This is a genomic window from Enterobacter cloacae complex sp. P12RS (genome assembly GCF_014895875.1).
GTDB lineage: Bacteria > Pseudomonadota > Gammaproteobacteria > Enterobacterales > Enterobacteriaceae > Enterobacter > Enterobacter bugandensis.
This window is the reverse complement of sequence record NZ_JADBQO010000040.1, coordinates 1-16,448: the sequence shown is the minus strand read 5'-3', so window position 1 is coordinate 16,448 and position 16,448 is coordinate 1. Positions and strand designations below refer to the sequence as shown.

18 protein-coding genes and 1 riboswitch are annotated in these 16,448 nt (G+C 57.8%); of the genes, 6 read left to right on the top strand and 12 right to left on the bottom strand.

Features of this window, described 5'->3' with window-relative positions:
• Positions 1-28: 28 nt before the first annotated feature.
• The 10 genes from IM284_RS19310 to IM284_RS19265 all read right to left on the bottom strand — a co-directional run bounded on the left by IM284_RS19310 (position 29) and on the right by IM284_RS19265 (position 8,779).
• The gene (locus IM284_RS19310) at positions 29-346 is read right to left on the bottom strand and encodes a PTS lactose/cellobiose transporter subunit IIA (RefSeq protein WP_008503455.1); all 318 of its coding nucleotides are present in this window, start codon (positions 344-346) and stop codon (positions 29-31) included.
• Entirely contained in the window at positions 346-654 is a 309-nt protein-coding gene (locus IM284_RS19305) for a PTS sugar transporter subunit IIB (RefSeq protein WP_010425948.1), read from the bottom strand. Before IM284_RS19305 ends, IM284_RS19310 begins: the two co-directional genes overlap by 1 nt.
• A 146-nt stretch (positions 655-800) precedes the next feature.
• On the bottom strand, positions 801-2,342 hold the full coding sequence (locus IM284_RS19300; RefSeq protein WP_047366763.1) for a sensor domain-containing diguanylate cyclase: 1,542 nt from the start codon (positions 2,340-2,342) through the stop codon (positions 801-803).
• Between the two features lie 337 nt (positions 2,343-2,679).
• Positions 2,680-3,807 carry a 2-iminoacetate synthase ThiH gene (gene thiH, locus IM284_RS19295; RefSeq protein WP_047366764.1) on the bottom strand — a complete coding sequence of 376 codons (1,128 nt, stop codon included), beginning with the start codon at positions 3,805-3,807 and terminating at the stop codon, positions 2,680-2,682.
• On the bottom strand, positions 3,804-4,574 hold the full coding sequence (thiG, locus tag IM284_RS19290) for a thiazole synthase (RefSeq protein ID WP_063438505.1): 771 nt from the start codon (positions 4,572-4,574) through the stop codon (positions 3,804-3,806). Before thiG ends, thiH begins: the two co-directional genes overlap by 4 nt.
• Before the next feature lies 1 nt (position 4,575).
• Positions 4,576-4,776: a sulfur carrier protein ThiS gene (thiS, locus tag IM284_RS19285; protein WP_028015101.1), complete on the bottom strand. Its 201-nt coding sequence runs from the start codon at positions 4,774-4,776 to the stop codon at positions 4,576-4,578.
• A complete protein-coding gene (locus tag IM284_RS19280; protein WP_028015102.1) occupies positions 4,760-5,515 on the bottom strand; it encodes a HesA/MoeB/ThiF family protein in 756 nt (251 codons plus the stop codon). Before IM284_RS19280 ends, thiS begins: the two co-directional genes overlap by 17 nt.
• A complete protein-coding gene (gene thiE / locus IM284_RS19275; protein WP_047366766.1) occupies positions 5,508-6,143 on the bottom strand; it encodes a thiamine phosphate synthase in 636 nt (211 codons plus the stop codon). The genes IM284_RS19280 and thiE overlap by 8 nt, the downstream gene beginning before the upstream one ends.
• Entirely contained in the window at positions 6,143-8,038 is a 1,896-nt protein-coding gene (gene thiC, locus IM284_RS19270) for a phosphomethylpyrimidine synthase ThiC (protein WP_041911590.1), read from the bottom strand. The genes thiE and thiC overlap by 1 nt, the downstream gene beginning before the upstream one ends.
• Positions 8,039-8,117: 79 nt before the next feature.
• A riboswitch (TPP riboswitch) is annotated at positions 8,118-8,227 on the bottom strand.
• A 54-nt stretch (positions 8,228-8,281) separates the two neighbouring features.
• Positions 8,282-8,779: an Rsd/AlgQ family anti-sigma factor gene (locus IM284_RS19265; RefSeq protein WP_047366767.1), complete on the bottom strand. Its 498-nt coding sequence runs from the start codon at positions 8,777-8,779 to the stop codon at positions 8,282-8,284.
• Positions 8,780-8,874: 95 nt separating this feature from the next.
• Between IM284_RS19265 and nudC the strand changes: the two genes are divergently transcribed.
• From nudC to IM284_RS19235, 6 genes are all read left to right on the top strand, one after another.
• Entirely contained in the window at positions 8,875-9,648 is a 774-nt protein-coding gene (gene nudC, locus IM284_RS19260; protein ID WP_047363705.1) for an NAD(+) diphosphatase, read from the top strand.
• Between the two features lie 38 nt (positions 9,649-9,686).
• The gene (gene hemE, locus IM284_RS19255; RefSeq protein WP_047366768.1) at positions 9,687-10,751 is read left to right on the top strand and encodes a uroporphyrinogen decarboxylase; all 1,065 of its coding nucleotides are present in this window, start codon (positions 9,687-9,689) and stop codon (positions 10,749-10,751) included.
• Between the two features lie 9 nt (positions 10,752-10,760).
• Positions 10,761-11,432 carry a deoxyribonuclease V gene (nfi, locus tag IM284_RS19250; protein WP_010425928.1) on the top strand — a complete coding sequence of 224 codons (672 nt, stop codon included), beginning with the start codon at positions 10,761-10,763 and terminating at the stop codon, positions 11,430-11,432.
• A 41-nt stretch (positions 11,433-11,473) separates the two neighbouring features.
• Positions 11,474-12,064 carry a YjaG family protein gene (locus tag IM284_RS19245; RefSeq protein WP_022646712.1) on the top strand — a complete coding sequence of 197 codons (591 nt, stop codon included), beginning with the start codon at positions 11,474-11,476 and terminating at the stop codon, positions 12,062-12,064.
• Between the two features lie 186 nt (positions 12,065-12,250).
• Entirely contained in the window at positions 12,251-12,523 is a 273-nt protein-coding gene (gene hupA / locus IM284_RS19240) for a nucleoid-associated protein HU-alpha (protein WP_002445246.1), read from the top strand.
• A gap of 11 nt (positions 12,524-12,534) precedes the next feature.
• Positions 12,535-13,227, top strand: coding sequence for a DUF1481 domain-containing protein (locus IM284_RS19235; RefSeq protein WP_028015109.1), 693 nt, complete (start codon positions 12,535-12,537; stop codon positions 13,225-13,227).
• Between the two features lie 47 nt (positions 13,228-13,274).
• On the opposite strand, the gene purD is transcribed toward IM284_RS19235, so the two are convergent.
• Complete coding sequence (purD, locus tag IM284_RS19230) at positions 13,275-14,567, bottom strand: phosphoribosylamine--glycine ligase (RefSeq protein WP_045261355.1); 1,293 nt, start codon at positions 14,565-14,567, stop codon at positions 13,275-13,277.
• A gap of 15 nt (positions 14,568-14,582) precedes the next feature.
• Complete coding sequence (gene purH / locus IM284_RS19225) at positions 14,583-16,172, bottom strand: bifunctional phosphoribosylaminoimidazolecarboxamide formyltransferase/IMP cyclohydrolase (RefSeq protein ID WP_028015111.1); 1,590 nt, start codon at positions 16,170-16,172, stop codon at positions 14,583-14,585.
• Between the last annotated feature and the right edge of the window lie 276 nt (positions 16,173-16,448).

The window sequence follows — 16,448 nt, the reverse complement described above, 5'->3', positions numbered from 1 at the left end:
CGGCGGGTTTTTTTATATCTGCATTTCTTCAATTCACTAGCGGGATGCGTCGATAAAGCTCAATCATATCGCCCGCCAGATCCTGAATAACCATCGCGTTCATCAGGTGGTCCTGAGAATGAACGGTGATCAAGTTAACAGGCAGTTTCCCGGTCCCTTCGTCAAGTCCAATAAGCTGCGTCTGGATCGTATGCGCGTGCTTCACATATTCGCGGGATTCTTCCATCGCTTTTTCAGCTTCGTCAAACTCACCTTTACGCGCCATCTGCAGAGCCGTCAGGGCCGCACTGCGGGCCGCACCGGCGTTGACCAGCAGTTCCATGATTGTGGTTTCTAAGTCTTCCATTATGACTCCAGCAGTTTAAGCGCTTTTTCCAGTACGGCATCGCCTTTCATCATGCCGTAATCCATCATGTCGATCACCGCGACCTTTTTGCCCAGCGGGTCGGCCTGTGCCTGCAGTTTAGCCTGCTCGTATTTGACCTGTGGCCCCAGTAATACGATGTCGGCCGTCGCGATATTGTCTTTAAACTCCGCAACCGGAACGGCTTTAATGGTGACTTCAACCCCTTTTTTCTGCGCGGCATCTTTCATACGTTGAACCAGCATGCTGGTTGACATTCCCGCTGCACAGCATAAAACGATGTTCTTCATAATCAGCCTCGATCTACATGTGTTTATTGATAATTATCCTGCGCAGAGAGCTTCAACAACCGCTTTACCGCGATTGTGTGTCAGGCATCACAAAGAAAGCGGCATTTTTCTGAAACCGGTTACAATTCTTCCAGTAAGAGAGAAAGTCAGCCGACGGCAGTGCGAACAATACGGTTTTTTCCCTGCTTTTTAGCACTGTAGAGCGCGTTATCAACGCTACCTACAAATTGTTCCAGCGGTTCGAAATGCCATTCACCCAGACCCGCGCTGAACGTGACGTGCAGATTTTCTTCCCGCCACACGCGTCTTTCAACGGCGGTGCGCCATGCGTCAAGCAATGAAAATGCGGCAGCGATCTGCTCGGCCTGGAAAATTACCGCGAACTCTTCACCACCGTAGCGATAGACCGAGACGTGGTGGGGCTGCATTATCTGGATCCCCTCGCGCGCCACGTTACGCAGGACAATGTCGCCGCTCAGGTGTCCCCACGTGTCGTTAATTGACTTGAAGTTATCAATATCAACCAGCGCCATCGCGAAAGGCTGGTGGGCATTTAATAATTCCTCCACATCGTTATCGAACGCACGGCGGTTTTTGCAGCCGGTCAGCGCATCGTGAGTGGCCTGACGAACATACGCCATCTCACGCTCTTTATTGGACTGAATGGTGTGGCTCAGCATCGCTTCCAGACGCGGCGCCTGGCTCACATTGCCCGTTTTGATCGCATTGATAATGGTCATCAACACGGTACGCGAGGCATGACGCAGATAGAGGCCGAAGAGAATGATAATGATGGCCGCCAGCGCGAAACCCCAGCCTACGATTGTCGTTTCGTGTCGGGTGATATCGGTAAGCGTTGCGCCAGAGACCCTGTAGATGACAAACCAGTCCGGGTTGGTAAATGAGTAGTAGTAATACCAGGCGTCGGTTTTCTTATCGTAAAGGTGGCCTTCGCCGCTGGTCATTTTATCCATCAGCGCTTCGCTGACGTACTGTTTGAAAAGCACGCCCGTATCAGGGTGCAGCACGACGGCGCCATCGCGTTCGACGACGAAGAATTCCCCCTGAACAGGGGCGACCATCTGACGCAGGGTGTAGCCCATTGACGTTAAGTCGAGATGAAACGCAATCGTACCTTTAAGTCGACCTTCTGGTGAAATCAACGGTTTATAGAGTGTGACCGTCGGATGACCGTTGAAGTAGTCCATATAGGGACGGGTGTAGTGGCTGAATATACTGGCTTCAGCATGGGCGACAAACCACGGACGCGTCCGGGGATCGAAGGTTTTACTCTTTTCCGTCTGGAGCACTTCCGGGGCGCGCAGATAATGTCCCTGCGTGTCTGCCAGCGAGATGGATGACACGGTCGGCATCAGGTTTTGCAAATGCATCATCATCTGCAGCCCTTGCGTCGGGTTGACGTAGAGGGTCTCGTTTAGCCTGTCATCGCGTGCAAAATACATCGCGGAGCGGCCCAGGATATAGTCGTTTTCACGCAGGATTGACTCGGTGTAGTTCACCGCAAGGTTATGGGTGAAATTGCCATTAATCTTATGATAGTCCTCAAGGAAATCCTTTCGTTGTGAAAGAGTTACCACGACCGCGATCAGCGCAAAACTGCACAGAATCCCCGCGAAGCTGAGCATAATGGGTCGGGTGAAAGAGAGCTTTTTGCTGTGAAGTGCCATGAGTTGTACATCGATCCTGATGGTGAATATTTTTCGTCTGCCGATATCCTCTCAGCATAGTCGCTGTCCTGCGGTTAGCGGTGAATTATACGGAACACGATTTCAGGCGAGATGATTTATCTTAAGAATCACTAAGAAATTCCTTATCCATATTTTTGCGCCCCTCTTATGCACGGAATCGGAGGCAGGGCGAAACGAGGAAGAAGCTTTTCGCCCTGGTCAGCATCCGTTGCTGACCTGATGACAATAAAAAACCGGACGATCGCTGACAATCATCCGGTTTTACCTTTCCGTAACGCCTCGATAATTTTCTACCGTGTTGCAGTGCGTTACATCGTCATTGCGAGGCTCTTCCCAGCCAGCTGTCCCAGTCTTTCCAGACAGGCTGTAAACCCTGTGCCGTCAGGGCGGCGGCAACGGCTTCCGGACGCCGTCCGTCATGCGGTGCAAACTGCTCCAGCTCCGGATGATCGTCTGCATACCCGCCAGGCTGCGTTTTGGAAAATGCGCTGACGTTGTTAATCGCCAGCGGGATGACGCGATCGCGAAACGCCGGGGATTCACGCGTTGAGAGCGATAACTCCACTTCCGGGGCGAGCAGGCGAAACGCGCAGATGGTCTGCACCAGCTGGCGTTCATCCATCAGCGAAGCCGGTTCAATGCCGCCTGCGCAGGGGCGCAGGCGTGGGAAGGAGATGGAGTATCGGGTCTGCCAGTAGTGCTGTTGCAGCCACAGCAGATGTTCTGCCACCATGTAGCAATCTACCCGCCAGCTATCGGAAAGCCCAATTAGCGCACCCAACCCGATTTTGTCGATCCCGGCGCGGCCCAGCCTGTCTGGCGTTTCCAGCCGGAAGAAAAAATCCTGCTTCTTCCCTTTCAGGTGATGCCGCGCGTACGTCGCCTCGTGGTAGGTTTCCTGATAGACCATAACGCCGTCCAGCCCGAGCGTTTTTAACTCCGCATACTCGTCCTGCGACAGGGGCTGAACCTCCATCTGCAACGACGCAAACTCCCGACGTATCGCAGGCAGATGCTGGCGGAAATAGTCCATTCCCACTTTCCCCTGATGCTCGCCCGTGACCAGCAGAAGATGTTCGAACCCCATTTCACGAATAGCAGCACACTCGCGGGCGATCTCATGCTCATCGAGCGTTTTCCGCTTGATGCGGTTGCTCATGGAAAAACCACAGTAGGTACAGTCGTTGGCGCACAGGTTCGAAAGATAGAGCGGGACGTAGAAGCTCACCGTGTTGCCAAACCGCTGCCGGGTGAGGCGCTGGGCGCGCTGCGCCATCGGTTCAAGGTAGGCGCTGGCCGCCGGGGAGAGCAGGGCCATTAAATCCTCCCGGTTCAGATGACGGGCATTCAGCGCGCGCTCCACGTCAGCCGCCGTTTTGCTGTTGATGCGCAGGGCAATATCGTCCCAGTTAAGCTCGCGCCAGCGCTCGGTAAACGTGCTCATGAGAGCGCCTCCAGAAAACCGGTCAGCGGGCTGGTGGCCTGTGCCTGAAAACTGCGCGAGCCGGGGCCGGACTCTCTGGCCAGCACGCCAGCCTCCACGGCGAGACGAAACGCACGCGCCATTATGACCGGGTCGTCGGCCACCGCAATGGCGGTATTCACCAGCACCGCGTCGGCCCCCATTTCCAGCGCCTGCGCGGCATGGCTGGGCACGCCGATCCCCGCATCCACCACCACCGGCACGGTCGCCTGCTCGATGATGATCTCCAGCATCGCGCGGGTTTCCAGCCCCTGATTGGAGCCAATGGGCGCCCCCAGCGGCATGACGGCGGCGCAGCCGACCTCTTCCAGACGCTTACACAGCACGGGATCCGCGCCGCAGTAAGGCAGAACGGTAAACCCCTGCTGCACCAGCTTTTCTGCGGCTTTCAGGGTCTCGATCGGGTCGGGCAGCAGCCAGCGGGCGTCCGGGTGAATTTCCAGCTTCAGCCAGCGGGTACCGAGCGCTTCCCGCGCCAGCTGTGCGGCGAAAATCGCCTCCTCGGCCGTTTTCGCGCCGGAGGTGTTGGGCAGCAGCGTCACGCCTGCCTCCAGGAGCGGCGCAAGTATGGCATCGTTGTGCTGGCGCAGATCCACGCGCTTCATTGCCAGCGTCACCAGCTGGCTGCCGCTTTCACGAATAGCATCCACCATCAGCTGCGGCGAGGCGAATTTGCCGGTTCCGGTAAACAGATGTGAATTAAAGACTTTATCAGCAATACGTAACATCTCAGCCCCCTGCGATAACCTGAAACAGCAGGATCTGGTCGCCTTCATTGACCTGCTGAAGTTCCCACTGCTCGCGCGGCAGGATCTGTTGATTGAGCGCCAGCGCCGTTCCCGGCTTGAGCTGGCGCAATTTGTCGAGCAGGGCGGCAACGGTGAGACCGTCGTCGCACGTCATCGGCTCATCGTTAAACAGAATGCGCATCGTGGCCTCCGCATACCGGGCAGTGGCTGGCGCGGTGTAGTGCCAGATGGCGCCAGCCGCTGGAGCGGGCGTCGAACAGCCGGAGCGTGTTGCGTTCCGTCTCCATGCCGCTGAGCAGCTTGATAGCCTCCAGTGCCTGAAGGGTACCCATCACGCCCACCACCGGGCCAAGAATGCCTGCCGTGCGGCAGTTACGCTCCGGTTCAGCCTCGTCCGGCCACAGGCAGCGGTAACAGCCCTGCGCCCACGGCGGCGTAAGCACCATTATCTGCCCGCCGAAACCGACCGCGCTGGCGGTGATCAGCGGCGTGTTCTGTGCAACACAGGCCGCGTTGATGGCCTGACGCGTCGCCATGTTGTCCGTGCAGTCCAGCACCGCGTCGGCAAGGGCAACTTCACGTTGCAGCTCGTCTCCGCTAAGCCGCGTCTGGAGCGCAATCAGTTCGATATCCGGATTAAGCTGGTTAAGCCGCTGCCGGGTGATCTGCGCTTTAGGCTGGTTAACATCTTCAGTCGTGAAGAGGATTTGCCGTTGCAGGTTGCTGAGGTGCACCTCGTCGTCATCGGCCAGCACCAGCGTGCCCACGCCCGCACCGGCCAGATACAGCGCGGCGGGCGCGCCTAATCCGCCTAGGCCGACAATCAGTACCCGGCTGGCGAGCAGCTTTTGCTGCCCGTCAATGGCGATATCCTCCAGCAGGATCTGGCGGCTGTAGCGCATAAAATCGCGGTCATTCATCGCCTGCTCCTGCCAGCTGTAAAAGCTGCGCGGTAGCGGACCGCCAGTCTGCCGCCTGGGTGATAGCGCTGACGACGGCGATACTGCCGACGCCGGTCTCCAGCACCGCCGGGGCGCGTTCAAGGCTGATTCCACCGATGGCGACGGTCGGGTAATCGGCAAGGCGCTTAACGTGGCTCGCCAGCTGCGTCAGACCCTGCGGGGCAGAAGGCATCTGCTTGGTTTGCGTCGGAAAAACGTGACCGAGGGCGATGTAGGAGGGGCGTGCCGCCAGCGCCACGTCGATTTCCATATCATCGTGTGTTGAAACGCCAAGGCGCAGGCCAGCCTGGCGAATGGCGTTTAGATCGGTGGTTTCCAGATCCTCCTGGCCCAAATGCACGCCGTACGCCCGGTGCTTAACGGCCAGCCGCCAGTAGTCGTTGATAAACAGGCGGGCATTGTAGCGATGCCCCAGCGCGATGGAGGCGACGACGTCGGCCTCCACCTCTTCATCACGCTTATCTTTGATGCGCAGCTGGAGGGTGCGAACGCCGGCCTCCAGCAGGCGGGCGATCCACTCCACGCTGTCCACCACCGGGTAAAGCCCTAAGCGAAAGGGCACGGAGGGGAAATCGGGCTTGTACATTACGCCTCCTCTTTTTTGAGGTAAATTTCGCCGCCTCTGGCGCGGAAGGTTTCCGACATGTCCGCCATACCGACTTCAATGGTCTGCGCGGCGGCGTAATCCCGCACCTCCTGGCTGATTTTCATCGAGCAGAATTTTGGCCCACACATGGAGCAGAAGTGCGCCACCTTGCCCGACTCCTGCGGCAGGGTCTCGTCGTGATAGGCGCGGGCGGTGAACGGATCCAGCGCCAGGTTAAACTGGTCTTCCCAGCGGAATTCAAAGCGCGCTTTGGACATGGCGTTGTCGCGGATTTGCGCCCCCGGATGGCCTTTCGCCAGATCCGCCGCGTGGGCGGCAATCTTGTAGGTAATCAGTCCCTGCTTAACGTCCTCTTTGTTGGGCAGGCCGAGGTGCTCTTTCGGCGTCACGTAGCAGAGCATGGCGCAGCCAAACCAGCCGATCATCGCCGCGCCAATCCCGGAGGTGAAGTGGTCGTAGCCCGGTGCGATATCTGTGGTCAACGGCCCCAGAGTGTAGAACGGCGCTTCGTGGCAGTGCTCCAGCTCCTCGGTCATGTTGCGGCGGATCATCTGCATCGGCACGTGGCCCGGGCCTTCAATCATCACCTGCACGTCATACTCCCAGGCGATTTTGGTCAGCTCGCCCAGGGTGTGCAGCTCGGCAAACTGCGCTTCGTCGTTGGCGTCGCGGATGGAGCCAGGACGCAGGCCGTCGCCCAGCGACAGCGAGACGTCGTACGCGGCGCAGATTTCGCAGATCTCGCGGAAGTGCTCGTAGAGGAAGTTTTCCTGATGATGGGACAGGCACCATTTCGCCATGATGGAGCCACCGCGTGAGACGATGCCGGTCAGACGTTTCGCCGTCATCGGCACGTAGCGCAGCAGCACGCCCGCGTGGATGGTGAAGTAGTCCACGCCCTGTTCCGCCTGCTCCAGCAGCGTGTCGCGGAACGCTTCCCAGGTGAGGTTTTCGGCGATGCCGTTGACCTTCTCCAGCGCCTGGTAAATCGGGACGGTGCCGATCGGTACCGGGCTGTTACGCAGGATCCACTCGCGGGTTTCGTGGATGTAACGGCCAGTGGAGAGGTCCATCACCGTGTCCGCGCCCCAGCGCGTGGACCAGACCAGCTTTTCCACCTCTTCTTCGATGGACGAGGTGACGGCAGAGTTGCCGATGTTGGCGTTGACCTTCACCAGGAAGTTGCGGCCGATAATCATCGGCTCCGATTCCGGGTGGTTGATGTTGGCGGGGATAATCGCGCGCCCGGCGGCCACTTCGTCACGCACAAACTCCGGCGTGATGTTCTCCGGCAGGCGAGCGCCAAAGCCTTCACCCGGATGCTGGTGGCGCAATATTTCGCTGCGGATGCGCTCGCGGCCCATGTTTTCGCGGATGGCGATGAACTCCATCTCCGGCGTGACGATACCCTGGCGCGCGTAGTGCAGCTGGGTGACGCATTTGCCCGCTCTGGCGCGTTTTGGCGTCAGCAGGCCGGTAAAGCGCAGCTCGTCCAGACCGTCGTCGGCCAGGCGTTCTTTGGTGTACGCAGAACTGCGTACGCTCAGTTCTTCGCAGTCGTTACGCGCCTCAATCCACGGCTGGCGCAGCTTTGCCAGACCCTGCTGGACGTTGATAGCAACATCAGGATCACCGTATGGGCCGGAGGTGTCGTATACCGGCACGGCTTCGTTGTCTTCATACTGGGGGTTCTCTTTGCTGCCGCCGATAAGCGTCGGGCTGAGCTGGATTTCGCGCATCGGCACGCGGATATCGGCCTGTGAACCGGTGATGTAGATGCGTTTCGAGTTCGGGAAAGCGGTGCCTTCCAGGGTGTCGATGAAGTGTTGGGCCTGTGCACGCTGTTCGCGGCGGGTCAGTTTTGTTGTAGACATAGCTCATTCCAGAAGTGAAGGACATGGCTTGTCAGACGACGGATGAAGCAAGAGGAGATCGCCCCAGGGGCGATACAACAGCAGCGTGACTCTTGTTCCCTTCGCAGGTATTAACCTGATCAGGTTCCGCGGATCCCGAATTAACGGTCTCAGCCCGTGCTTACACACTGGGCACTCCGACAAGAAAAATCCCCCTCCGCAGAGGGGCGACTGGTTGTAAATTACTCGTTAACGGTTAAGAACTCAAGCAGGGCGCGCAACGTTATCGCTGCTGCTGATATTCAGGTTGTTATCCAGTACGAGGGCGATGAGCTTATCTTCCAGCGTGAATCGCTCTTCCAGCGCTTCGCCCAGGTCGGACAGCGCCTGCTGGAACTCAAGATAGTTATCGTGATCGATGGCGTTCTCGAGTGTGGAATCGTAATAGTCCATGATCTGCTGGGTATTGGCTTCCAGCTGCGGACAGAGTTTGCTGGCCGCTAAATACGGCGCTGTCCCTTCCATTTCGCGGATAATGCGTTCATAAATGTTGAAATGGCCGTCGGAGAGGTAGTCGACCAGGCTCTGACAAAAATCATCCAGCGCTTTTTCGTTCAGCCGCATAAAGGATTCTTTGCCAGGCTTAAGACCGACCAGATTGTAATACGCCACAAGGAGATGCTTGCGCACATGTAGCCAGCGATCCACCAGGGTGTTACTTCCTCCAACGCGCTCAGTCAGGCTTTCCAGCTGGTTTAACATGGTCGACTCCATAAGGTTTAGAATGGGATCTGCTTATCCAAAATGTAACCACAATGCTAACAACATGTCAGTGAAGCGAAGGTAGTGCAATAGATATGGATCGTATTATTGAAAAATCAGATCTGGGTTGGTGGATCGTCAGCCACGAACAAAAATTATGGCTGCCCTCAGGAGAGTTGCCCTACGGTACCGCGGAAACGTTCGATCTGGTGGGCCAGCCCGCGCTGAAGATCGGCGAGTGGCAGGGCGATCCCGTGTGGTTGATCCAACAGGCGCGCCGTCAGGATATGGGATCCGTACGTCAGGTGTTAGATCTTGACGTCGGCCTGTTCCAGCTGGCGGGGCGCGGCGTGCAGCTGGCGGAGTTTTACCGTTCGCACAAATATTGCGGTTACTGCGGCCACACCATGCACCCAAGCAAAACCGAATGGGCGCTGCTCTGCGGCCACTGCCGTGAACGCTACTACCCGCAAATCGCGCCGTGCATCATCGTCGCCATCCGCCGTGATGATTCCATCCTGCTGGCGCAACATACCCGTCATCGCAACGGCATTCATACCGTCCTCGCCGGGTTCGTCGAAGTCGGCGAAACGCTGGAGCAGGCGGTGGCGCGCGAGGTGATGGAGGAGAGCAGCATCAAGGTGAAGAACCTGCGTTACGTGACCTCCCAGCCGTGGCCGTTCCCGATGTCTCTGATGACCGCGTTTATGGCGGAATATGACAGCGGCGAGATTGTTATCGACCAGAAAGAGCTGCTGGAGGCGAACTGGTACCGCTACGACAATTTACCGCTGTTACCCCCTCCGGGAACGGTGGCGCGTCGCCTGATAGAAGATACTGTGGCAATGTGTCGGGCCGAGTATGAGTAGTGTTACACTGACGGACTGACGCAATAAGGAACTGCAAAATGACCGAACTGAAGAACGATCGTTATCTGCGTGCGCTGCTGCGCCAGCCCGTTGATGTCACCCCGGTGTGGATGATGCGCCAGGCGGGACGCTATCTGCCAGAGTACAAAGCCACGCGCGCGCAGGCGGGCGATTTTATGTCGCTGTGCAAAAACGCCGAGCTGGCCTGTGAAGTGACGCTCCAGCCGCTGCGCCGCTTCCCGCTGGATGCCGCCATTCTCTTTTCGGACATTCTTACCATTCCGGACTCGATGGGCCTGGGGCTCTATTTCGAAACCGGCGAGGGCCCGCGCTTTACCTCGCCGATCAAAAGCAAAGCTGACGTCGATAAGCTGCCGATCCCCGATCCGGAAGGCGAGCTGGGCTACGTGATGAACGCCGTGCGCACCATTCGCCGCGAGCTGAAGGGCGAAGTGCCGCTGATTGGCTTCTCTGGCAGCCCGTGGACGCTGGCCACCTACATGGTTGAAGGCGGCAGCAGCAAAGCCTTCACCATGATTAAAAAGATGATGTACGCCGAACCGCTGGCGCTGCATGCGCTGCTCGACAAGCTGGCGAAGAGCGTTACGCTCTACCTCAACGCGCAGATTAAAGCGGGTGCGCAGTCGGTGATGATTTTCGACACCTGGGGCGGCGTGCTGACCGGACGTGATTATCAGCAGTTCTCCCTGTACTACATGCACAAAATCGTTGACGGCCTGCTGCGTGAAAACGAAGGTCGCCGCGTGCCGGTGACGCTGTTCACCAAAGGTGGCGGCCAGTGGCTGGAAGCGATGGCGGCCACCGGCTGCGACGCGCTGGGCCTCGACTGGACCACCGATATTGCCGATGCGCGCCGTCGCGTGGGCGACAAAGTGGCGCTACAGGGCAACATGGACCCGTCCATGCTCTATGCTCAGCCTGCCCGCATCGAAGAGGAAGTGTCGACTATACTGTCTGGTTTCGGCCAGGGTGAAGGCCACGTCTTTAACCTCGGCCACGGCATTCATCAGGATGTGCCGCCTGAACACGCAGGCGTATTTGTGGAGGCGGTGCATCGGCTTTCTGCCCAGTATCACAAGTAAGGAGTGGTTATGGATCTCGCGTCGCTACGCGCTCAGCAAATCGAACTGGCTTCATCGGTGATCCGCGAGGATCGTCTGGATAAGGATCCCCCGCAGTACATTGGCGGGGCGGACGTCGGGTTCGAGCAGGGCGGTGAAGTGACGCGGGCGGCGATGGTGGTGCTGAAATACCCGTCGCTGGAGCTGGTGGAGTACAAGGTGGCGCGTATCGCCACCACCATGCCCTATATTCCCGGCTTTCTCTCCTTCCGCGAATACCCCGCGCTGCTGGCAGCGTGGGAGCAACTCTCGCAAAAACCTGACCTCCTGTTTGTTGACGGGCACGGTATCTCCCATCCGCGTCGCTTAGGCGTCGCCAGCCACTTTGGTCTGCTGGTGGACGTGCCGACCATCGGCGTGGCGAAAAAACGCCTGTGCGGCGCGTTTGAGCCGCTTTCTGCCGAACCGGGCGCGCTGGCGCCGCTTATCCATAAAGGCGAGCAGTTGGCGTGGGTCTGGCGCAGTAAAGCGCGCTGTAATCCGCTGTTTATCGCCACCGGGCATCGGGTGAGCATGGACAGCGCGCTGGCGTGGGTGCAGCGCTGCATGAAGGGCTATCGGTTACCGGAGCCAACCCGCTGGGCTGACGCCGTTGCCTCTTCACGTCCGGCATTCATTCGTTGGCAGGAAATTCAGCCGTGATTCAGGTAAACTGCGGCTAATTTTCGATTCGAGACATCATCATGTTACAAAACCCGATTCATCTGCGCCTTGAGAAGCTGGAAAGCTGGCAGCACGTGACGTTTATGGCTTGCCTGTGCGAGCGCATGTATCCCAACTATGCCGCGTTCTGTAAGCAAACGGAGTTTGGCGAAGGCCAGATTTATCGACGTATCCTGGATTTGATCTGGGAGACGCTGACGGTGAAAGACGCAAAGGTGAACTTCGATTCACAGCTCGAAAAGCTGGAAGAGGCGATCCCGGCGGCGGACGATTACGACCTGTACGGCGTTTATCCGGCAATCGACGCCTGCGTGGCGTTGAGCGAGCTGATCCACTCTCGTCTGAGCGGTGAAACGCTGGAGCACGCCATCGAAGTCAGTAAGGCGTCCATCACGACCGTCGCGATGCTGGAAATGACGCAGGAAGGCCGCGAAATGACCGACGAAGAGCTGCGTGCTAACCCGGCGGTTGAACAGGAATGGGACATTCAGTGGGAGATTTTCCGCCTGCTGGCAGAGTGTGAAGAGCGTGATATTGAGCTGATCAAAGGGCTGCGCGCGGACCTGCGTGAGGCCGGTGAGAGCAATATTGGTATAATTTTTAACCAATGAGACAACAAAACGTGATTTAACGCCTGTTTTGTCGCACCTCGACTCTTCCCTTCTGCCCCCCGTCTGGTCTACATTTGGGGGGCGAAAAAAAGTGGCTATCGGTGCGTGTATGCAGGAGAGTGCTTTTTTGGCATTTTCGTCGCACTCGATGCTTAGCAAGCGATAAACACATTGAAAGGATAACTTATGAACAAGACTCAACTGATTGATGTAATTGCGGACAAGGCTGATCTGTCTAAAGTGCAGGCTAAAGCTGCTCTGGAATCTACCCTGGCTGCTATTACTGAGTCTCTGAAAGAAGGCGATGCTGTACAACTGGTTGGTTTCGGTACCTTCAAAGTGAACCACCGCGCTGAGCGTACTGGCCGCAACCCGCAGACCGGTAAAGAAATCAAAATCGCCGCAGCTAACGTGCCGGCATTTGTTTCTGGTAAAGCACTGAAAGACGCAGTTAAGTAAGACGCGTGGCAGTGAACAGTTTTAACGAAGGGGCGGCAACGCCCCTTTTGTCATTCTGGCGTGGCACGCTCGCGCTGGCAGGCGTACTGTTGCTGTCTGCCTGTAGCCATGATTCCTCACTCCCCCCGTTTACCGCCAGCGGCTATGCTGACAACCAGGGCGCGGTCAGGATCTGGCGTAAAGATTCCAGCGATGAAGTCCATATGCTTACCGCGTTCAGCCCGTGGCATAACGGTAACACCTCGACCGCAGAGTACCGCTGGCAGGGCGATGCGCTATCGCTGATTGAACTGAACATCTACAGCAAGACCCCCGAACACGTGAAGGTGCGTTTCGACGACCACGGCGAGCTGAGCTTTATGCAGCATGAAGTCAGCGGGTTGAAACAGCAGCTTTCCAGCGATCAGGTCGCCCTTTACCGCTACCGCGCCGAACAGCTCCGTCAGACCAGCGACGCGCTGCGTCAGGGCCGCGTGGTGCTGCGCCAGGGGCGCTGGCATGCCGATGGCACGGTGACCACCTGCGAAGGGCAGACCGTAAAGCCTGAGCTTGAATCCTGGGCAACCGAACACATTCAGCGCCGTCAGCGGCATTCGTCTATGGAAGTGAGCGTGGCGTGGCTTGAGGCGCCGGAAGGCTCTCAGCTGCTGCTGGTGGCGAACGAAGACTTCTGCACCTGGCAGCCGACAGAGAAAAGTTTTTGATTTAAGTTCCCTCTCCCTTGAGGGAGAGGGTCAGGGTGAGGGGGAAATTACTCCCCCTGCTCCCGCGCAATAGCACGATAACCGATATCCTGACGGCTGAAGCTGCCGTTCCAGTGAATATCCGCCATCAGCGCATAGGCGCGTTTCTGCGCTTCTGCCACGGTCTGGCCCAGTGCGGTCGCACACAGCACGCGGCCGCCGTTGGTGAGCACGCGGTCATCGTCAGCCAGCTTCGTACCGGCGTGGAACACCTTCGCGCCGTCAATCTCTTCCAGCGGCAGGCCGTGGATCTCATCTCCGGTGCTGTAGTTCCCCGGATAGCCACCCGCAGCAATCACCACGCCCAGAGACGCACGCTCGTCCCACTCTGAGGTTTTCTCGTCCAGCTTGCCTTCGCAGGCCGCCAGACACAGATCCACCAGGTCGGATTTCATGCGCAGCATGATGGGCTGGGTTTCCGGATCGCCGAAGCGGCAGTTGAATTCAATCACCTTCGGGTTACCCTGCTTGTCAATCATCAGGCCCGCGTAGAGGAAACCGGTGTAGGTATTGCCTTCCGCCGCCATGCCCTTCACGGTAGGCCAGATGATGCGGTCCATGGTGCGCTGATGCACCTCATCGGTAACAACGGGAGCAGGGGAGTAAGCGCCCATCCCGCCGGTGTTGGGGCCGGTATCGCCATTGCCCACGCGCTTGTGATCCTGGCTGGTGGCCATCGGCAGAACGTGCTCGCCGTCGACCATTACGATAAAGCTCGCCTCTTCGCCGTCGAGGAACTCTTCGATCACGATGCGGTGGCCCGCGTCGCCAAAGGCGTTGCCTGCCAGCATATCCTGAACGGCCGCTTCGGCTTCTTCGAGCGTCATCGCCACGATAACGCCTTTCCCGGCGGCCAGACCGTCGGCTTTGATGACAATCGGCGCGCCTTTTTCACGCAGGTAAGCCAGCGCGGGCTCGACGTCGGTGAAGTTCTGATACTCCGCCGTCGGAATGTTATGACGCGCGAGGAAATCTTTGGTGAAGGCTTTGGAGCCTTCCAGCTGTGCGGCACCTTCCGTTGGGCCGAAGATTTTCAGGCCCGCAGCGCGGAAGGCGTCAACCACGCCAATTACCAGCGGCGCTTCCGGGCCGACGATGGTCAGGTCGATGTTCTCGGTCTGGGCAAAGCTCAGCAGCGCCGGGATATCGGTCACGCCGATAGCCACGTTCTGCAGCGCGGGTTCCAGTGCGGTACCGGCGTTACCCGGTGCCACGAAGACAGTTTTAACCTGCGGAGACTGCGCCGCTTTCCACGCCAGAGCGTGCTCGCGCCCGCCGTTACCAATCACTAATACTTTCATTTTCTGCTCCGGGAATTAATGGCGGAAGTGGCGCATGTCGGTGAAGATCATTGCGATGCCGTGTTCGTCGGCAGCGGCAATCACCTCGTCGTCGCGGATAGAGCCGCCAGGCTGGATCACACAGGTGATGCCCACCGCAGCCGCAGCATCGATACCGTCACGGAACGGGAAGAAGGCGTCAGAGGCCATGGCGGAGCCTTTCACTTCCAGGCCTTCGTCACCTGCTTTAATACCCGCGATTTTCGCAGAGTAAACGCGGCTCATCTGGCCTGCGCCTATCCCGATGGTCATGTTCTCTTTGGCATAGACGATGGCGTTGGATTTCACGAACTTCGCCACTTTCCAGCAGAACAGCGCGTCGCGCAGCTCCTGTTCGGTCGGCTGACGTTTGGTCACCACGCGCAGGTCGGCTTCTGTCACCATACCCAAATCGCGATCCTGAACCAGCAGACCGCCATTCACGCGCTTGAAGTCCAGGCCCGGCACGCGCTCCGCCCACTGGCCGCAAACCAGTACGCGCACGTTCTGTTTCGCCGAGGTGATTTTCAGCGCTTCTTCGGACGCGGACGGCGCGATGATCACTTCGACAAACTGGCGGGAGATAATGGCCTGCGCGGTCTCGGCATCCAGCTCGCGGTTGAAGGCAATAATGCCGCCGAATGCGGAGGTCGGGTCGGTTTTGTAGGCGCGATCGTAGGCATCCAGAATAGAGGTGCTTACTGCAACGCCGCACGGGTTGGCGTGCTTGACGATAACGCAGGCTGGCTCGCTGAACTCTTTCACGCATTCCAGCGCGGCGTCGGTGTCGGCAATGTTGTTATAGGAGAGCGCTTTGCCCTGCACCTGCTGAGCGGTCGCAACGGAGGCTTCTTTTACCTCTTCTTCTATATAGAAGGCAGCCTGCTGGTGGCTGTTCTCACCGTAACGCATATCCTGCTTCTTAATGAAGTTCAGGTTCAGGGTGCGCGGGAAGCGGCCAGAAGGATCTTTGCTTTCACCGTGGTAGGCAGGAACCAGGCTACCGAAGTAGTTGGCAATCATGCTGTCGTACGCGGCGGTGTGTTCGAACGCCTTAATCGCAAGGTCGAAGCGGGTTTCGAGAGTGAGGGAGCCGTCGTTAGCATCCATCTCATTAATAATAGCGCTGTAGTCGCTGCTCTTCACCACGATGGCCACATCTTTATGGTTCTTCGCCGCGGAGCGCACCATGGTTGGGCCGCCGATATCAATATTCTCAACCGCATCTTCCAGAGAGCAGCCTTCGCGGGCGACGGTCTGGGCAAACGGGTAGAGGTTAACAACAACCATATCGATAGGCGCGATATCATGCTGTTCCATAATGCCGTCGTCCTGACCGCGACGACCCAGAATGCCGCCGTGCACTTTCGGATGCAGGGTTTTGACGCGTCCATCCATCATTTCCGGGAAACCGGTGTAGTCGGACACTTCGGTTACCGGCAGACCTTTATCTGCTAACAGGCGAGCGGTACCGCCTGTAGAAAGCAGCTCTACACCGCGTGCGGAAAGTGCCTGAGCGAATTCGACGATACCGGCTTTATCAGAAACACTGAGCAGAGCGCGGCGGACTGGACGACGTTGTTGCATGGTAAATCCCCTGGATTTCACGATTACAGAGAGCGTTAGATGAATTTTCCAGCGAAAAACTCATCTAACACACCTGACGAGGCCTCCTTGTTAAGCGCGAGCATTTTAACGAAAACGTTTGCGCAACGCTCGCATATTTTCACTTTTTCGAAGCGCTGTGGATAACTCTGTGTGTAAAAGGGTATAAGGAGGGGTTTTGCTGGGGAATGCAGCAGTCAGTCATTTTTCTGTCATTTAGCGGTTGCGGCCCGCGGAGAACTCCCTATAATGCGCCTC

Bases quoted from the DNA above. Each gene is read 5' to 3' on its own strand.
- IM284_RS19310 (WP_008503455.1), bottom strand. From the start codon at position 346: ATGGAAGACTTAGAAACCACAATCATGGAACTGCTGGTCAACGCCGGT.
- IM284_RS19305 (WP_010425948.1), bottom strand. From the start codon at position 654: ATGAAGAACATCGTTTTATGCTGTGCAGCGGGAATGTCAACCAGCATG.
- IM284_RS19300 (WP_047366763.1), bottom strand. From the start codon at position 2,342: ATGGCACTTCACAGCAAAAAGCTCTCTTTCACCCGACCCATTATGCTC.
- thiH (WP_047366764.1), bottom strand. From the start codon at position 3,807: ATGAGCACGTTTACCGAGCGCTGGCGCGAGCTTAACTGGGACGATATT.
- thiG (WP_063438505.1), bottom strand. From the start codon at position 4,574: ATGTTACGTATTGCTGATAAAGTCTTTAATTCACATCTGTTTACCGGA.
- thiS (WP_028015101.1), bottom strand. From the start codon at position 4,776: ATGCGCATTCTGTTTAACGATGAGCCGATGACGTGCGACGACGGTCTC.
- IM284_RS19280 (WP_028015102.1), bottom strand. From the start codon at position 5,515: ATGAATGACCGCGATTTTATGCGCTACAGCCGCCAGATCCTGCTGGAG.
- thiE (WP_047366766.1), bottom strand. From the start codon at position 6,143: ATGTACAAGCCCGATTTCCCCTCCGTGCCCTTTCGCTTAGGGCTTTAC.
- thiC (WP_041911590.1), bottom strand. From the start codon at position 8,038: ATGTCTACAACAAAACTGACCCGCCGCGAACAGCGTGCACAGGCCCAA.
- IM284_RS19265 (WP_047366767.1), bottom strand. From the start codon at position 8,779: ATGTTAAACCAGCTGGAAAGCCTGACTGAGCGCGTTGGAGGAAGTAAC.
- nudC (WP_047363705.1), top strand. From the start codon at position 8,875: ATGGATCGTATTATTGAAAAATCAGATCTGGGTTGGTGGATCGTCAGC.
- hemE (WP_047366768.1), top strand. From the start codon at position 9,687: ATGACCGAACTGAAGAACGATCGTTATCTGCGTGCGCTGCTGCGCCAG.
- nfi (WP_010425928.1), top strand. From the start codon at position 10,761: ATGGATCTCGCGTCGCTACGCGCTCAGCAAATCGAACTGGCTTCATCG.
- IM284_RS19245 (WP_022646712.1), top strand. From the start codon at position 11,474: ATGTTACAAAACCCGATTCATCTGCGCCTTGAGAAGCTGGAAAGCTGG.
- hupA (WP_002445246.1), top strand. From the start codon at position 12,251: ATGAACAAGACTCAACTGATTGATGTAATTGCGGACAAGGCTGATCTG.
- purD (WP_045261355.1), bottom strand. From the start codon at position 14,567: ATGAAAGTATTAGTGATTGGTAACGGCGGGCGCGAGCACGCTCTGGCG.
- purH (WP_028015111.1), bottom strand. From the start codon at position 16,172: ATGCAACAACGTCGTCCAGTCCGCCGCGCTCTGCTCAGTGTTTCTGAT.